We start from the raw sequence: 15323 nt of genomic DNA, 5'->3' as shown, positions 1-15323 counted from the left end.
ACTGAGATCCTTCTCACCGCACATGGCCACCCGCCTTGCGGCCGGCCAGTAATAGCTATTTGAACACGAATGCCGGGGGCGATTCGCGTTCATCGTCACACTATATGAAATAGCACTGTAACAGACCGGAATTATATGTGAAGAACATCACAAAATAACGCGATATCGTTCACAAATTCGCTAAAGAAGCGGCTGAAGATCGCGGATGCGGCAAGCACCCGCGTTGCTTAGAGTATAGGCGGAGTCCCGCGATCGGTCGCGCCGACGCGGGCTCAGCGAGGGCTTACAGCGCCAGGAAGAAGCCGGCGATGGTGGCACTCATCAGGTTGGACAGCGTGCCCGCCGCCACGGCCTTCAGACCGAAACGCGCGATGTCATGGCGGCGGTTGGGCGCCATGCTGCCCAAACCGCCCAGCAGGATCGCCACCGAGGAGAGGTTGGCGAAACCGCACAGCGCAAAGGAGATGATCGCCTTGGTGTGCGTTGACAGCACCTGCAGGCCTTCCGCCGCCACCACATCGTCCGGGCGCAGATAGGCGCCGAAGTTCATATAGGCGACAAACTCGTTGACGATGATCTTCTGGCCGATAAACGAACCGGCGGTCATCGCTTCACTCCACGGCACGCCAATCAGGAAGGCGATCGGCGAGAACACCCAGCCGAGGATCAGCTCGAGCGACAGCTGCGGGTAATCGAACCAGCCGCCGATGCCGCCGAGAATGCCGTTGAGCAAGGCGATCAGCGCGATAAACGCCAGCAGCATCGCGCCGACGTTCAGCGCCAGCTGCATGCCGGAAGCCGCGCCGGAAGCCGCCGCATCGATCACGTTGGCAGGACGATCCTCTTCGGCGATCAGTTTCATCGCATCGTCTTTATCGTGGGTCTGCTCGGTTTCAGGCACCATCAGCTTGGCGAACAGCAGCCCGCCCGGCGCGGCCATGAAGGACGCGGCGATCAGGTATTCCAGCGGCACGCCCATCTGCGCGTATCCCGCCAGCACCGAACCGGCCACCGAAGCCAGGCCGCCGCACATCACGGCGAACAGTTCTGACTGGCTCATGGTGGCGATATACGGACGCACCACCAGCGGCGCTTCGGTCTGGCCGACGAAAATGTTGGCGGTCGCCGACAGCGATTCGGTGCGCGAGGTGCCCAGCAGCTTGTGCAGGCCGCCGCCCAGCACGCGGATCACCAACTGCATGATGCCGAGGTAGTACAGCACCGCAATCAGCGAGGAGAAGAACACGATCACCGGCAGGACGCGCAGCGCGAACACGAAGCCGCCGCCGCCGAACACCTCGAACATCTTGTCGGACACCAGCCCGCCGAAGATGAACGAAATGCCCTGATTGCCGTAAGCGATAACGTTTGCCACGCCGTTAGACATACTGCCGAGGATGCTGCGGCCCAGCGGCACGTACAGCACCAGCGCGCCGATACCGACCTGAATGATGAACGCCCACACCACGGTGCGCAGTTTGATGGCCCGACGGTTGCTGGAGAGCAGCACCGCAATGGCGATCAGCACCGCCATCCCGACCAGACTCATGATGAGTTGCATGCAAAGTTTCCCTGTTGCAAAAAATAAAATACATCCCTGCTCATGAAGAGAGGTCTGCTATTGGAGAGTTTCGGGGGGGATTATACTGAGCGAGGTCACCCTCGCACCGATTTATGTCACAAATGTATACAACGAGACGCAAATGAAAATCTTATAACGTGACACAAGTCACGTTATGCAGACCTCAATTCGGCATGGCGAACAGCGCTTGGGTATTGCGTTGCAGGTGGGCGGCTATCACGTCGGACGGTTCCGGCCGCAGTTCGCACAGCGCGTGAAACACCTCGGCGGCGCGCTCGGGGCGGTTCGGCTGCCCCTGATAGCCGGCCAGCGGCATGTCCGGCGCATCGGTCTCCAGCAGCAGCGCCTCAAGCGGCAGTTGCGCCATCACGGCGCGCGTTTTCTGCGCCCGCTCATAGGTGATGGTGCCGCCCACGCCGATGTAATAGCCGAGGCGGATAAACGCCTGCGCCTGCGACAAGCTGCCGGCAAAGCCGTGCACCACGCCGCGGCGCGGCAGCTGCATGCGCCGCAGCGCGGCGGCCAGCTGGTCGTGGGTGCGGCGCGAATGCAGGATCACCGGCAGGTCATGCTGTTTCGCCAGCTTCAGTTGGGCCAGCAGCACGCTTTGCTGCCGCTCGAACTGTGGGTTATCCATATACAGATCGAGCCCGATCTCCCCCACCGCCACCAGCTTGTGCGGCCGTTCGGCCAGCAGCGCCGCCAACTGTTCCAACTGCGGCTCATGATGCTGCGCGATATACAGCGGGTGCAGCCCCAGTGCGGCGAACAACGGCGCATGCTCCTGCGCCAGCCGCAACACCCGCGCGAAGCGATCGGCGGTGACCGTCGGGACGATGATGCGCTTTACGCCGGCGCTTGCCGCCCGCGCCAGGCTCTCGGCCTCATGCCCGGTAAAGGGCGGGAAATCGAAATGGCAGTGGGTGTCGGTAAAGGCGTAACTCACAGCGCGCCCCCTTCACCCGGCGGCAGATCGCCCGGCAGGATGATTTTCGGCGCCGCCACCGCGGCCTCCGGCTGCGCCGCCCGCTCGGTGGGCATGGCGATGTCGGTCACGATCGGCGAAGGCATTCTGACGTTCTCCGGCTGGATCAGGCGGCGCGACAACGCTTTTCGCACCTTCATGCCGTCGGGCTCCTGCTGCGCCATCCACTGGCCGACGGTGGCCAGGAAGTAGCGGCCGCAGCGGCGCCCCAGGTGATAATCCTGATTGAGCGCCCCCAATCGGCTGCCCAGCGCATTGCTGGCCAGCGGCTTCGGCGGGAAGATCTCGAAGATGCGCAGCTTGCCCGGCGGCTTTTCGATAAAGCGCTGGATGCGGTGATAGCTTTGCTCGTGATGCTGCAGGATGCGCACCATCTGCTGCAGGCTGCTGTCGCTCAGCCAATGCTCCATGCGCTTCATCCACTGTGGGGTGTAGTACATTTGCGAAGGCACGGTGCGGATCACCACGATGGTGTCGGCGCCGCGGCGATAGGCCTCTTCCACCGGGATCGCATCGCTGATGCCGCCGTCCTGATAGCTGACGCCGTCCAACTCCACGCCCTGACGGTAGAAGCCGGGAATGGCGCTGGACGCCTTGATGGCCGGCAGCCAGCGTTCGCGCTGCGCCGGCAGATAGGTCGGCTCGAAATCGTCGCTGCGGCAGGCGCACAGCAGGAATTCGCGCCCGTCGGTAAAATGCTGTTCCGCCACGTCCATCGCCAGCGGCATCTGCGCCGCCGCCGTATCAACCAGCCAATCGAGATCGATCAGATGCCCGCCGCGCACGAAGCGCAGCGGATTGAAGAACTGTGCCGAAGTGGTGTAACGGGTGATCACCCGGCGCGCGTAGCCCATCTGCCCGCAGATATAGGCAGACAGATTCTGAGCGCCGGCCGATGTGCCGATCAGCAGATCGAAAGGGTTAAAGCCCGCGCGCTGAAACTCGTCCAGCACGCCGGCGGTGAAAATGCCGCGCTGGCCGCCGCCTTCGCAGACCAACGCCATTTTTCCTGGTCGAAAAGGTTTAGACGCCAGCGGTTCTATATTGCCGAGCGTGATGGGTATTCTGTATCCCAACTTGGCATCCTCAGTGAGACGTTTTCTCCGAGGATACCGCGTCTCGCTCTCTTCCGTAATCCTCTTGCAGCACGCCGACGAGGAAATCATTGCTGCCAGCCAACCAGGCACCATCGCTGCCGGACCATTCGGCCCAAGCCTGCCATACCTGACCTTTCAGCTGTTTCCAGCGCCCGACGATGATGTCGCTGTTCATGGCCGGCCCTCCCCGACGTGAGAAAAGGAATTAAGCTTTGTTACAGTTTGCAGGAAAATGCCGGCCGGCTAAGGGCGCCGACGGCCGGTGAACAGACTGACCAGGAACAGGATGATGCCGACAACGAACACGACTTTGGCGGCCCAGGCGGCGGTGCCCGCCAGCGAACCGAACCCCAGTGCCGCAGCGATAAGCGCGATGACTAAAAAGATAATGCCCCAACGAAACATAAGCTTCTCCTTACCATTGTGAAAAAATTCGCTGCCGTCTACCGCCCCGACAACGGGACATCGACGGCAAATCAGTTTCTTTTTTTGGTGGTACACGTCGGGCCGCCTTGACGGCCCGACAGATGCGGCTTGTTGTTACTTGTTACGGGCGCCTGGCGGGATTACTGCTTGACCACCAGGTCGTTTTTCACGCTTTTCACGCCGTCGATAGCCTTGGCGATGCTTTCGGCACGCTCAGACTGCGCCTGCGTTTTCACTTCACCGGAAAGCTGCACCACGCCATCGGTGGTTTCCACTTTCACGTTGCGCGACGGCACGATGTCATCGGCCAGCAGCTTGGCTTTCAGCTCGCTGGTGGTGGCGGTGTCGCCGGCATACGATTTGATCGACTGGTTGGCTTCATCTTTCACGTGCAGCTTGTCGCTGACGGTTTTGACGCCTTCCACCTTGCCTGCAACCGCAACCGCATGCTCTGCCTGCGCCTGGCTGCCGACAAACCCGCTCAGGATCACGGTGCCTTTTTCGGTTTTCACCGAAATGTCAGTGCTTTTGATGCTCTTATCGTCCACCAATGCACTTTTAACTTTAGCCGTTATCGCGCTGTCATCCATGTAACCGTCAACTTTTTTCATGGAGCTATCGATTTTGGCACCGGCACTGTCCGCGGCGTTAGACGCCTTGTTGAGCAGACTGTCTTCGGCCAGCGCAGTGCCGCTCACCAAAGCAGAACCCAAAACAACAGCCATCAGCGAGTGTGCAAATTTGGTCTTTTTCATCGATCTCTTCCTTTTGTTGGGGGCCCCAGCGCCAGAGCGCCGGAACCCTTCAGCCGCCTTCACGCGGACTCTCGGTAAATACTTCATCATCGCTATACGATTAAGCGTTCACGACAGGAATATTGCAACCGCCGTGCCAACTCCATAAACGCCTTAAAAATCAAACAAAAAAAGCGTTGAGTCGGATTTTTAATCAAAAAACTGTCGCCTATTGACGACAGACTAAGTGTCACGAAACGGTAAAACAGTCATCTCATTGATATTTAAGGAAACAGACTGTCTCCTATCGGCAACACATCAGAATAACTCACCAAACAATCAGCGTATTACAGTGATTTACTCTCAAGCAATGTGCGGACATCTCGTTAAAGATAGACCATGCGGCGGAAAACGCAGGCCAATCGCATCTCGCCTGGGCTACATCGATTCGCAGGATAAAATATGAGGAAGATTTATTAATTAGCGGAGTGAGAATACGGGGAATTGGCAGGGCGCACCGGGCGCCCTGCCGATGTATCAGTGTTCGCGGGTCTTGCGGAAGGTCACGTCAGGATAGCGTTCCTGCGTCAGGTTGAGGTTCACCATGGTCGGCGCGATGTAGGACAGGTTGTCCCCACCGTCCAACGCCAGGTTGATCTCGTTCTTGCGCTTGAACTCTTCGAACTTCTTCACGTCGTCGCACTCGACCCAGCGCGCCGTCGACACGTTGACCGACTCATACAGCGCTTCCACGTTGTACTCGCTCTTCAAACGCGCCACCACCACGTCGAACTGCAGCACGCCGACCGCGCCGACGATCAAATCGTTGTTGGCGATCGGGCGGAACACCTGCACCGCGCCCTCTTCCGACAGCTGCACCAGCCCCTTCAGCAGCTGTTTCTGCTTCAGCGGATCGCGCAGGCGAATGCGGCGGAACAGTTCAGGCGCGAAGTTCGGGATGCCGGTGAACTTCATGTCTTCACCCTGAGTGAAGGTATCGCCGATCTGGATGGTGCCATGGTTGTGCAGACCGATGATGTCGCCCGGATAGGCTTCTTCCACGTGCGAACGGTCGCCGGCCATAAAGGTCAGCGCGTCGGAGATCACCACGTCTTTGCCGGTGCGCACCTGACGCAGCTTCATGCCCTTCTCGTAACGGCCGGACACCACGCGCATAAAGGCCACGCGGTCGCGGTGCTTCGGATCCATGTTGGCCTGGATCTTGAACACAAAGCCGGTGAATTTCTCTTCCGCCGCCGTCACTTCACGGGTGTCGGTTTTGCGCGGCATCGGCGCCGGCGCCCAGGCCACCAGGCCGTCCAGCATATGATCCACGCCGAAGTTGCCGAGTGCGGTACCGAAGAACACCGGGGTCAGCTCGCCGCTCAGGAACGCCGCCTGATCGAACTCGTGGGAAGCGCCCTGCACCAGCTCCAGCTCATCGCGCAGCTGCGCCGCCAGATCTTCGCCTACGGCGACATCCAGCTCCGGGTTGTTCAGGCCTTTGACGATGCGCACTTCCTGAATGGTGTGGCCTTTACCGGTCTGGTACAGGTAGGTTTCATCCTTGTACAGGTGGTAAACGCCTTTAAACAGCTTGCCGCAGCCGATCGGCCAGGTGATAGGCGAACAGGCGATTTTCAGTTCGCGCTCGACTTCGTCCATCACTTCCATCGGATCGCGGATGTCGCGGTCCAGCTTGTTCATGAAGGTCAGGATCGGCGTGTCGCGCAGACGGGTGACTTCCATCAGCTTGCGGGTGCGATCCTCAACGCCCTTGGCGGCGTCGATCACCATCAGACAGCAGTCCACGGCGGTCAGGGTGCGATACGTATCTTCGGAGAAGTCCTCGTGCCCCGGGGTATCCAGCAGGTTGACCAGGCTGTCGCGATACGGGAACTGCATCACCGAGGTGGTGATCGAGATCCCACGCTGCTTTTCCATTTCCATCCAGTCGGATTTGGCGTGCTGGCTGGAGCCGCGGCCTTTTACCGTACCGGCGGTCTGGATCGCCTGTCCGAACAGCAGCACTTTTTCGGTAATGGTGGTTTTACCGGCATCGGGGTGCGAGATGATGGCGAAAGTTCTTCTTTTGGAGACTTCGCGGGCAAATTCACTAGGAGACATGGTTTTCAGGTTCTACGGTTAGTCCGCCCTGCGACATCATCAGAACGCGCCGATCGCGGCGCCGGGCAAAGCGGTGAATAAAAGATAACAGCCGGGCATTTTCGCCGATTTGCCAACCGGTGACAATCAATGCTTTTTCCGGCCGGGCTGATTACCCCAGCGGCAACGCCATCACGATCGCGTCTTCGCGGCCGTGGGCGCTCGGGTAATAATTACGACGCACGGTGACTTCGTTGAAACCGAGATCTTCATACAGCGCGATCGCCGCCTGGTTGGAGGCACGGACTTCCAGCCACAGCGTAACCACGCCGCGGCTCTCCAGCTGTTCGATCAACGCGTTGAGCAGCAGGCGGCCAAAGCCCCGGCGCTGGTGCTGCGGATGAATGGCGATGTTGAACAGCGTGGCTTCGTCCAGCACGATCTGCGTGATGGCGAACCCCGCCATCTCCCCATCGGCGCTCAGCTTCAGGTTAAGGTAGCGATCGCCCTGATTGCTGGCAAAGGTGGTTTCCGTCCAGGGGAAAGCGTGGCTGGCTTGCTCAATGTTGAAGGCCGTGGCCAGGTCGGCCGCCGTCAGGGTAGAAATCGTGTTCATGATGACAAATCTGCTGCCAGAGGGCGCGTTTGGCCCCCGCGTCTTGGGAAAGCTCGGCCAGCGCCGGGCTGTGTAGCTGCGCGCCGGCGACCGCGAGCGGTTCCGTCACGCCCAGCCGCCAACTGTTGCATGCGGTCTCTTCAGGCAGCATCGCCACCTGTTCCGGCGTCAGGCTGTAGGTTTGCGCCGGCGTCAGCCCCAGGCTGCGCAGCACGTCGCAAAACAGCGGATCGTCGGGCGCCGGCAGCGTCTGCGCCACCACCAGCAGGCGCGTCTCGGGCGGCAGACTGACCGCCACTTCGCCCTGCAACACGCCCGGGCGGCGCAATGTCCACTGCGTAATACCCAGTTGTTGTAACAGCCAGTCGCGTTTTGATGCCATGCCGATTCCTACCCGTTGTGGTGCGCCATGCCTGCCATGCGCCGCGCTATGCTAACAAACCCGCGCAGCCCGCGCCAACAAACCCGTCGAACATATCGCCACAAAGCTCTATAATCCCCGGTCTCATTTCCAGGAGCCAATATCTGATGTCTGCATTAACCCCCGCCAGTGAAGTCATGCTGCGCCACAGTGATGAATTTATCGAACGCCGCGTGCTGTTTGCCGGCGACCTGCAGGACAGCCTGCCGGCCCAATTCGAGGCCGCGGACGTGCGCGTCCACACTCAGCAATACCATCACTGGCAGTTACTGAACCGGACGATGGGCGATAACGTGCAGTTCGGTTTGACCGTCGATCCCGCTTTCGTCGCCGACTGCGACACGCTGGTTTACTACTGGCCGAAGAGCAAGCAGGAAGCGCAATTCCAGCTGTGCAACATCCTGGCGCTGCTGCCGGTGGGCGCGGACGTGTTCGTGGTCGGTGAAAACCGCAGCGGCGTGCGCAGCGCCGAGCCAACGCTGGAAGGCCACGTCACGCTGGTGAAAATCGACAGCGCGCGCCGCTGCGGCCTGTATCACGGCCGCCTGGACGCGCAGACCGAGTTCGACCTGAACGACTGGTGGGACAGCTATCAGCTGCACGATCTGGAAGTGAAAACGCTGCCGGGCGTGTTCAGCCGCGACGGTCTGGACGTCGGCAGCTCGCTGCTGCTGTCGACGCTGGAAAAACACATGAAAGGCAAGGTGCTGGACATCGGCTGCGGCGCCGGCGTCATGGCCTCGGTAATGTCCAAGCTGTCGCCGAAAGTCAAATTGACCCTCAGCGACGTCAACGCCGCCGCGGTGGAATCCAGCCGCGCGACGCTGGCCGCCAACGGCATCGAAGGGGAAGTGATCGTCAGCAACGTTTACTCCGACATCACCGGCCGTTTCGACATGATCATCTCCAACCCGCCGTTCCACGACGGGCTGCAGACCAGCCTGACCGCCGCCGAAACCCTGATCCGCGGCGCGGTGAAGCACCTGCCGATCGGCGGCCAACTGCGCATTGTCGCCAACGCCTTCCTGCCATACCCGGACATTCTGGACGCCACCTTCGGCAGCCACGAAGTGCTGGCGCAGAACGGCCGCTTCAAGGTGTACCAGGCGACCGTCGGCCGTCCGCCGCGCGCACCGAAGAAGAAATAATTCGCCGTTGGCGGAAAACGACAGAGCGCAGCCTGCAGGCCGCGCTTTTTTTTAACCGTTGATGTAGGTCATCGACTCCGCGCCGTAGCGATCGCCGGCCGCCGCGCTCAGCGGGAACACCGCTTCAATCGCCGCCAGCTCAGCCGCGCTCAGCGTTATCTCCGCCGCCGCGACGTTCTCTTCCAGGTAACGACGGCGTTTGGTGCCGGGGATCGGCACGATGTGTTCCCCCTGCGCCAACACCCAGGCCAGCGCCAGCTGCGAAGGTTTAACGCCCTTCTGCGCCGCCAGCTCGCTCACCTTCTCCACCAGCGCCAGATTGCGACTGAAGTTTTCCCCCTGGAAGCGCGGGTTGCTGCGGCGGAAATCGTCCTCGGCCAGATCCTCCGGCCGCTGGATAGCGCCGGTGAGGAAACCGCGCCCTAACGGGCTGTAGGGCACAAAGCCGATGCCCAGGCGCTCGCAGGCCGCCAGCACGCCCTGCTCGGCGTCGCGCGTCCACAGCGAATATTCGGTCTGCAGCGCGGTGATCGGATGCACCTTGTGCGCCCGCTCCAGCGTGGCGACCGACGCCTCGCTCAGGCCGATGTGGCGGATCTTGCCTTCGCGGATCAGATCCGCCATCGTGCCCACGACGTCCTCGATCGGCACCTGCGGATCGACCCGGTGCTGATAATAAAGATCGATCTCCTCCACGCCCAAGCGCCGCAGGCTGCCCTCGACGGAGCGCCGGATATACTCGGGCCGGCTGCTGACGCCGCGCGCCGAAGGATCCGCCGGATCGCGCAGAATGCCGAACTTGGTGGCCAGGAACACCTGTTGCCGCTTGCCTTTGATCGCTTCCCCCACCAGCTCTTCGTTGGTGTGCGGGCCATACATGTCGGCGGTGTCGAGCAGCGTGACGCCCAGCTCCAGCGCCCGGTGCAGCGTGGCGATGGCTTCCTGCCGATCGGCGCCGGTGGAGTAGAAGTCGCTCATGCCCATGCATCCCAACCCCAGGGTGGAGACGACGGGACCGTGGGAACCGAGTTTACGTTGTTGCATTGTGCTGCCCTCATGCGGTGAATGGATAACGCAGCAAAGTCTGGTTGTTTACGCGACAAAGATAAATAATGCAGATTGCACATCACTGTTCAAAAATCACCAACAATACGGAGTGGTAATGGATCAGGTTCAAGCCATGCGCATTTTTACCCGCATCGTCGAACTGGGCAGCTTCAGCCGGGCGGCCGAACGCCTGCAGCTGCCGCGCGCCACGGTCAGCAACGCGCTGAAACGGCTGGAACAGCGGCTGGGCGTGCGCCTGCTGATCCGCACCACCCGCCAGGTGCAGGTGACCAGCGAAGGCAGTCTCTACTATCAACGCTGCGTGCAGTTGCTGGGCGCGCTGGAGGAGGCGGACACGCTGTTCAGCCACCATAAGCTGCAGCCGTCCGGCAAAGTGCGCATCGATATGCCCCATTCGCTGGCGCGCGAGGTCGTCATTCCGGCGCTGGACGACTTCTACCGGCGCTATCCCGACATCACGCTGGCGCTGGGCGCCAACGACACCCACGTCGATCTGCTGCGCGAAGGCGTGGACTGCGTGCTGCGCGCCTGGGAAACCGAAGACGACAGCCTGGTGGCGCGGCGCATCGCCCAGTTGCCGCAGGTCACCTGCGCTTCTCCCGCTTACCTACAGGCCCACGGTACGCCGCTCGACATCGATAGCCTGACGCCGCACCGCGCGGTGGGGTATTTTTCGCTGGCCAGCAACCGCGATTACCCGCTGGAGTTTTGCCGCGGCGGCAAGCTGGAACTGCGCGAACTGCCCGCCCGGCTGAGCGTCAGCGGCGCCGACGCCTATATCGCCGGCGCGCGCGCCGGCATGGGATTGATACAGGCGGCGCGCTATTCGCTTGCCCCTTGGCTGGAACAGGGCGAACTGGTGGAAGTGCTGGCGGAAACGCCGCCTCCGCCGATGCCGATTTACATCATGTATCCGCCCGGCCGTTTCCTGGCGCCGCGGGTCAGAGTGTTGATTGATTGGCTGATTTGGCTGTTTGACCAGCAGAAAAGCGGCGATATGGCTGTTTTTCCAGCAAACGCCCGCAAAGCGGGGAAATAACTGTTGACGTGTCCGCCAAAATCTCTAGAATTCGCCTCCGTGGTAACGTTACTCCGGTAATGTTTCTGGTACGCGAAGGTGGCGGAATTGGTAGACGCGCTAGCTTCAGGTGTTAGTGTCCTTACGGACGTGAGGGTTCAAGTCCCTCTCTTCGCACCAAATAACCACATGATTTATATTGCACTCAGCATCGATGCGAAGGTGGCGGAATTGGTAGACGCGCTAGCTTCAGGTGTTAGTGTTCTTACGGACGTGAGGGTTCAAGTCCCTCTCTTCGCACCACGCTGGCGACGTAATATAAATCAAAGCAACAACATCGACTGTGCGAAGGTGGCGGAATTGGTAGACGCGCTAGCTTCAGGTGTTAGTGTCCTTACGGACGTGAGGGTTCAAGTCCCTCTCTTCGCACCAATTGATGATCTCCCCGGCAGTATCCTCGAAAAAATCCCAACGCATTGATGAATCACACGCTTAAGCGTGGTTTTGCCGTTTCCGGCGTTTCACCCGAAGCTGAAGTTCAGGCTGACAGCCGCCAGGCCGCCCGCCAGCGCCATACAGGAAGGCAGCAGCAGATAGTGGCGCAGCCGGCTGTTGAACAACATGACCAGCGTGGCCAACATCGCTATCACGATCAGGGTGCGCAACTGCACCATATCCAGGTCGATCAAGGCCAGCAGCGGCATCAGCGCACAAGGCAGCAAAACGCCCCAGGCGCTGGCCAGGCGATCCCCGAGGCACCAACTGACGCCCCACAGCCCGCACGCGGCAATCATGGCGGTGAGCATGACAACCCCCTTCAAGTGATAATGATAACCAATATCATATAACACTTTTTTGGCCGCCGCATCATTTTCACTGCGCTGACCAAACCCAGATGACACCAGCATGAAAAAATGATAATTTGACATAAGAAAATTCCTAGTCCTGTTTGCATGATAATAATCACAATCCTCAACCATGCAATTCAAGTGGATATTCGCGCCAAAGGAATGCTTCTCAACCTTAATTATTCGACAGAACGACTTTGCAAAGAGTGACCTCCGTATGAACGCCCGTTCTTATCAGGAATTACTGAACAGCAAGCAGCGCCTGGCATTATTTCTTTTTCTGATAATGAATGCCGCCTCTTCCGTATTTACATTATTGTTCCCTTTTAGGGATACGCCCGCATTTACCCTACCTTTATTATGTATACCGCTATTTTGTCTGGTAGCCGCGCTATTGTCCCTGCAAACGCCACGCAAATACTTGTGCAAACTCAACCTGTTCGCCGGCGTGCTCGGCCTGCTCTGGGCCGCACATATTTACGTTAAAAGTCAATATTGCCTACCGAATAACCAAGATTTTTTATTAATTAGTTTGTTTAGCATCTTTTTTATCAGCGCTATTTCCCTGACGGACAACTTTACCGCCTTTTGTTTACACGCCGTGCCTTCCGCAATGGTGATCCTGGCTTTAGACGGCATGCATAATACCCTGCGGATATTATTCACCACGCTATTACCTATTATCGCTTTCTCCATCCACCACCTGATGTTGAAACGCAGTGAAATCTTTACTCACGCGCTGGTGGCCAACCTGTATAACGAGCGAGATAAATTCAATAATTTGAGCATGATCGATCCTCTGACCGGCCTTTATAACCGGCGTGGGCTGGAGAATAAGATCACGATGCTGCTGGAACCGCAAACCGGCCACCATTACGTGCTGTTGCTGGATATCGACCACTTCAAGGTCTATAACGACAGCTACGGCCACGCCATGGGCGATCGGGCGTTGGTGCAGGTGGCGGTCGCCATCCGCGATGCGGTGCGTTCGCGCGACATCGTGGTGCGTTACGGCGGGGAAGAATTTTTGGTGCTGCTGACCAACGTGCACGAAGGCTACGCGGCGCAACTGGCCGAACGGGTGCGCCAGCGGGTGGCGGAGCTGAACATCCCGCACGGCGCCAGTCCGCAGCACAGCGACACGCTGACGCTCAGCGCCGGCATCTCCGCGTTGGAAAAACTGGACATCGAATCGGCGATAGGCGCGGCCGACGCCGCGCTCTATCTGGCGAAGCACAGCGGCCGCAACAATATTCAGCTGGCGCAAAACGTCGAGCCCGCTGCCGTTCACTCTTAAGCCGCCGTGGTAACGGCGCGGCGGCTGACATCAACACTTATACGGCTATACGGCGGTGGAACGCAGCCCGTTCAGCAACAGGTTCAAACTGGCCAAGGCTTGTTCCAGCCCCACGTCTTTTTCCGGATGATGGGCGACCCACAGCGCGGCATCCATCAGGCCGCCGTTGATTAAATGCGCCAGCGCTTCCGGCTCGGCGATAGCGATACGCCGCTGCGCCATCAATACCTCCAATGCGCCCGTCATCCAGCTGATGCACGCCAGCTTGCTGGCCCGCAGATATTCAGCTCCCAGCACCGAAGGTGAATCACGCAACAGAATGCGTTGCGCTTGCGGCTCCGTCATCATGATCAGATAACTGCGGCAACGCGCCGCAAAAGCCTCCCAGTCATCCGCAGTACTCGCGGTTATCTCAGCCAGATGCGCATCCATCTCCGCGTCTATCGCCTGCACCACCGCCAGGAACAGCCCCTTTTTATCGCCAAAATGGTGATAGAGCGCGCCGCGCGTCAGGCCGGCCTGGGCGGTGAGATCATCCATCACCGTTTCGGCATACCCCACGTTGCCGAATTGCAGACGGGCCGCCGCCACCAGCTTTTGTCGGGTTTCTTCAATCATTTCGGTACGCGCTTTACGTGCCATGGGTTCACTCCCGCCTCGTTATTGATGACGTTATAATTGACATACGCCATGTATGTCAATTAACGTAACATACGTGGCGTATGTCAATGATGGACATTGAGCGAATACCGAGCCGCAACATTCCGGAGCCCATTTTATGGCAAATCCTTATTTCAAACTGTTCACCGCCCCGGGCAGCAAGGCGTTTTCCTCTGCCGGGCTAATCGCGCGCCTGCCGGTCTCGATGACCGGCATCGGCATCATTACCATGCTCTCGCAGGTACGCGGCTCCTATTGGTTAGCGGGCGCGGTGGCGGCGACGTTCGCCTTTTCCATGGCGCTGCTCGCGCCGCAGATCGCGCGCGCAGCGGATCGCTTCGGCCAACGCCGAGTGCTGCCGTATGCCACCGGGACCAGCGCGATCGCCCTCTTGCTGCTGCTGATTTGCACTCGCTACCAGGCACCGGATTGGGCGCTGTTCGTCTTCGCCGCGCTCGCGGGCGGCATGCCCAGCATCTCCGCGATGGTCAGAGCTCGCTGGAGCGAAATTTATCGCGGCACGCCGCAGCTGCACACGGCATTTTCATTCGAGTCGGTGTTGGACGAAGTCGCCTTTATCATCGGCCCGCCGATCGCCGTGGGGCTCAGCGTTTCACTTTTCCCAGAAGCCGGCCCTCTGGTGGCCGCGCTGCTTCTGGTGGCGGGCGTCACGGCATTCGCCTTGCAAAAAAGCACACAGCCCCCGGTTTACACCCGCAACAGCGAGCGGCAGCGCGCCATTCTGGCTATGCCGTCAATGCAAATTCTGGTGCTGGCGCTGATCGCCCTGGGCACCATTGTCGGCACCGTGGACGTCATCAGCGTGGCCTTCGCCGAGCAGCAAGGCCAGCCGGCCGCCGCCAGCATCGTGCTGTCGGTTTACGCGTTTGGCTCCTGCCTCGCCGGGCTGATTTTCGGCGCAATGAAGATCCCCGTCCCCTTGCCCCGCCTGTTCTTATACGCGGCGTTCGCCACCGCATTCACTACCCTGCCGCTGCTGTGGGTGCACAATGTCTTGACGCTGGCGGCGGCGATGTTTGTCGCCGGACTGTTTTTCGCGCCGACCATGATCATTGCCATGGGGCTGGTTGAAAACATCGTGCCCCCCGCCAGGCTGACGGAGGGATTGACCTGGATGGTCACCGGTCTGGGGATAGGCGTGGCGTTCGGCGCAGCCCTGGCGGGCCTGGCGATCGACGCTGCGGGGATAACGGCCGGCTTTGGCGTCACGCTCACGGCCGGCCTGGTCGTACTGCTGGTGGCGGCCGGCGGCTATCGCCTAATGCGGCGAACGCTGGCCTTGAAAGCGGCGTGAAC

At 59.9% G+C, this 15323-nt stretch carries 16 protein-coding genes and 3 tRNA genes; 7 read left to right on the top strand and 12 right to left on the bottom strand.

Annotated elements, in window-relative coordinates:
- Positions 1-283: 283 nt before the first annotated feature.
- From ACMGG9_RS01735 to ACMGG9_RS01695, 9 genes are all read right to left on the bottom strand, one after another.
- A complete protein-coding gene (locus ACMGG9_RS01735; protein WP_004933076.1) occupies positions 284-1561 on the bottom strand; it encodes a NupC/NupG family nucleoside CNT transporter in 1278 nt (425 codons plus the stop codon).
- Positions 1562-1745: 184 nt separating this feature from the next.
- Positions 1746-2528, bottom strand: a complete 783-nt coding sequence (locus ACMGG9_RS01730; protein ID WP_042783655.1) for a TatD family hydrolase — start codon at positions 2526-2528, stop codon at positions 1746-1748.
- The gene (locus ACMGG9_RS01725) at positions 2525-3643 is read right to left on the bottom strand and encodes a patatin family protein (protein WP_033651706.1); all 1119 of its coding nucleotides are present in this window, start codon (positions 3641-3643) and stop codon (positions 2525-2527) included. Before ACMGG9_RS01725 ends, ACMGG9_RS01730 begins: the two co-directional genes overlap by 4 nt.
- A 10-nt stretch (positions 3644-3653) precedes the next feature.
- A complete protein-coding gene (locus tag ACMGG9_RS01720; protein WP_004933086.1) occupies positions 3654-3839 on the bottom strand; it encodes a CsbD family protein in 186 nt (61 codons plus the stop codon).
- 68 nt (positions 3840-3907) lie between these two features.
- Positions 3908-4069: a DUF1328 domain-containing protein gene (locus ACMGG9_RS01715; RefSeq protein WP_004933089.1), complete on the bottom strand. Its 162-nt coding sequence runs from the start codon at positions 4067-4069 to the stop codon at positions 3908-3910.
- A gap of 161 nt (positions 4070-4230) precedes the next feature.
- Complete coding sequence (gene osmY / locus ACMGG9_RS01710) at positions 4231-4845, bottom strand: molecular chaperone OsmY (RefSeq protein ID WP_033641790.1); 615 nt, start codon at positions 4843-4845, stop codon at positions 4231-4233.
- Positions 4846-5361: 516 nt separating this feature from the next.
- Positions 5362-6951 (bottom strand): peptide chain release factor 3, encoded by a 1590-nt coding sequence (prfC, locus tag ACMGG9_RS01705; RefSeq protein ID WP_033641789.1) that lies wholly within the window; start codon positions 6949-6951, stop codon positions 5362-5364.
- A 151-nt stretch (positions 6952-7102) separates the two neighbouring features.
- Entirely contained in the window at positions 7103-7546 is a 444-nt protein-coding gene (gene rimI, locus ACMGG9_RS01700) for a ribosomal protein S18-alanine N-acetyltransferase (protein WP_033641788.1), read from the bottom strand.
- Entirely contained in the window at positions 7491-7928 is a 438-nt protein-coding gene (locus tag ACMGG9_RS01695) for a DNA polymerase III subunit psi (protein ID WP_046688207.1), read from the bottom strand. Before ACMGG9_RS01695 ends, rimI begins: the two co-directional genes overlap by 56 nt.
- A gap of 146 nt (positions 7929-8074) precedes the next feature.
- On the opposite strand from ACMGG9_RS01695, the gene rsmC reads away from it, so the two are divergent.
- Positions 8075-9115 carry a 16S rRNA (guanine(1207)-N(2))-methyltransferase RsmC gene (rsmC, locus tag ACMGG9_RS01690; protein WP_033641786.1) on the top strand — a complete coding sequence of 347 codons (1041 nt, stop codon included), beginning with the start codon at positions 8075-8077 and terminating at the stop codon, positions 9113-9115.
- Positions 9116-9166: 51 nt separating this feature from the next.
- Here rsmC and ACMGG9_RS01685 read toward each other — a convergent pair whose 3' ends face one another.
- Entirely contained in the window at positions 9167-10159 is a 993-nt protein-coding gene (locus ACMGG9_RS01685) for an aldo/keto reductase (protein ID WP_164106951.1), read from the bottom strand.
- 118 nt (positions 10160-10277) lie between these two features.
- On the opposite strand from ACMGG9_RS01685, the gene ACMGG9_RS01680 reads away from it, so the two are divergent.
- From ACMGG9_RS01680 to ACMGG9_RS01665, 4 genes are all read left to right on the top strand, one after another.
- Positions 10278-11222 (top strand): LysR family transcriptional regulator, encoded by a 945-nt coding sequence (locus ACMGG9_RS01680; RefSeq protein WP_033651709.1) that lies wholly within the window; start codon positions 10278-10280, stop codon positions 11220-11222.
- A gap of 72 nt (positions 11223-11294) precedes the next feature.
- Positions 11295-11381: transfer RNA gene (locus tag ACMGG9_RS01675), tRNA-Leu, on the top strand.
- Positions 11382-11417: 36 nt separating this feature from the next.
- Positions 11418-11504 (top strand) — tRNA-Leu (locus ACMGG9_RS01670).
- Positions 11505-11546: 42 nt separating this feature from the next.
- Positions 11547-11633: transfer RNA gene (locus tag ACMGG9_RS01665), tRNA-Leu, on the top strand.
- Between the two features lie 89 nt (positions 11634-11722).
- Here the strand turns inward: ACMGG9_RS01665 and ACMGG9_RS01660 are convergent.
- Positions 11723-12007 carry a DUF1435 domain-containing protein gene (locus ACMGG9_RS01660; protein WP_033641783.1) on the bottom strand — a complete coding sequence of 95 codons (285 nt, stop codon included), beginning with the start codon at positions 12005-12007 and terminating at the stop codon, positions 11723-11725.
- A gap of 259 nt (positions 12008-12266) precedes the next feature.
- Here ACMGG9_RS01660 and ACMGG9_RS01655 point away from each other — a divergent pair, with 259 nt between their 5' ends.
- Positions 12267-13346, top strand: a complete 1080-nt coding sequence (locus ACMGG9_RS01655; protein ID WP_414162259.1) for a GGDEF domain-containing protein — start codon at positions 12267-12269, stop codon at positions 13344-13346.
- Between the two features lie 45 nt (positions 13347-13391).
- On the opposite strand, the gene ACMGG9_RS01650 is transcribed toward ACMGG9_RS01655, so the two are convergent.
- The gene (locus ACMGG9_RS01650; protein WP_033641781.1) at positions 13392-13988 is read right to left on the bottom strand and encodes a TetR/AcrR family transcriptional regulator; all 597 of its coding nucleotides are present in this window, start codon (positions 13986-13988) and stop codon (positions 13392-13394) included.
- A 136-nt stretch (positions 13989-14124) separates the two neighbouring features.
- On the opposite strand from ACMGG9_RS01650, the gene ACMGG9_RS01645 reads away from it, so the two are divergent.
- Entirely contained in the window at positions 14125-15321 is a 1197-nt protein-coding gene (locus ACMGG9_RS01645) for an MFS transporter (protein WP_033641780.1), read from the top strand.
- Positions 15322-15323 lie beyond the last annotated feature (2 nt).

This window comes from Serratia sp. BNK-10 (genome assembly GCF_047456065.1).
Lineage (GTDB): Bacteria > Pseudomonadota > Gammaproteobacteria > Enterobacterales > Enterobacteriaceae > Serratia > Serratia ureilytica.
The sequence above is the reverse complement of the archived record's forward strand: the minus strand, read 5'-3'. Positions and strand labels throughout refer to the sequence as shown.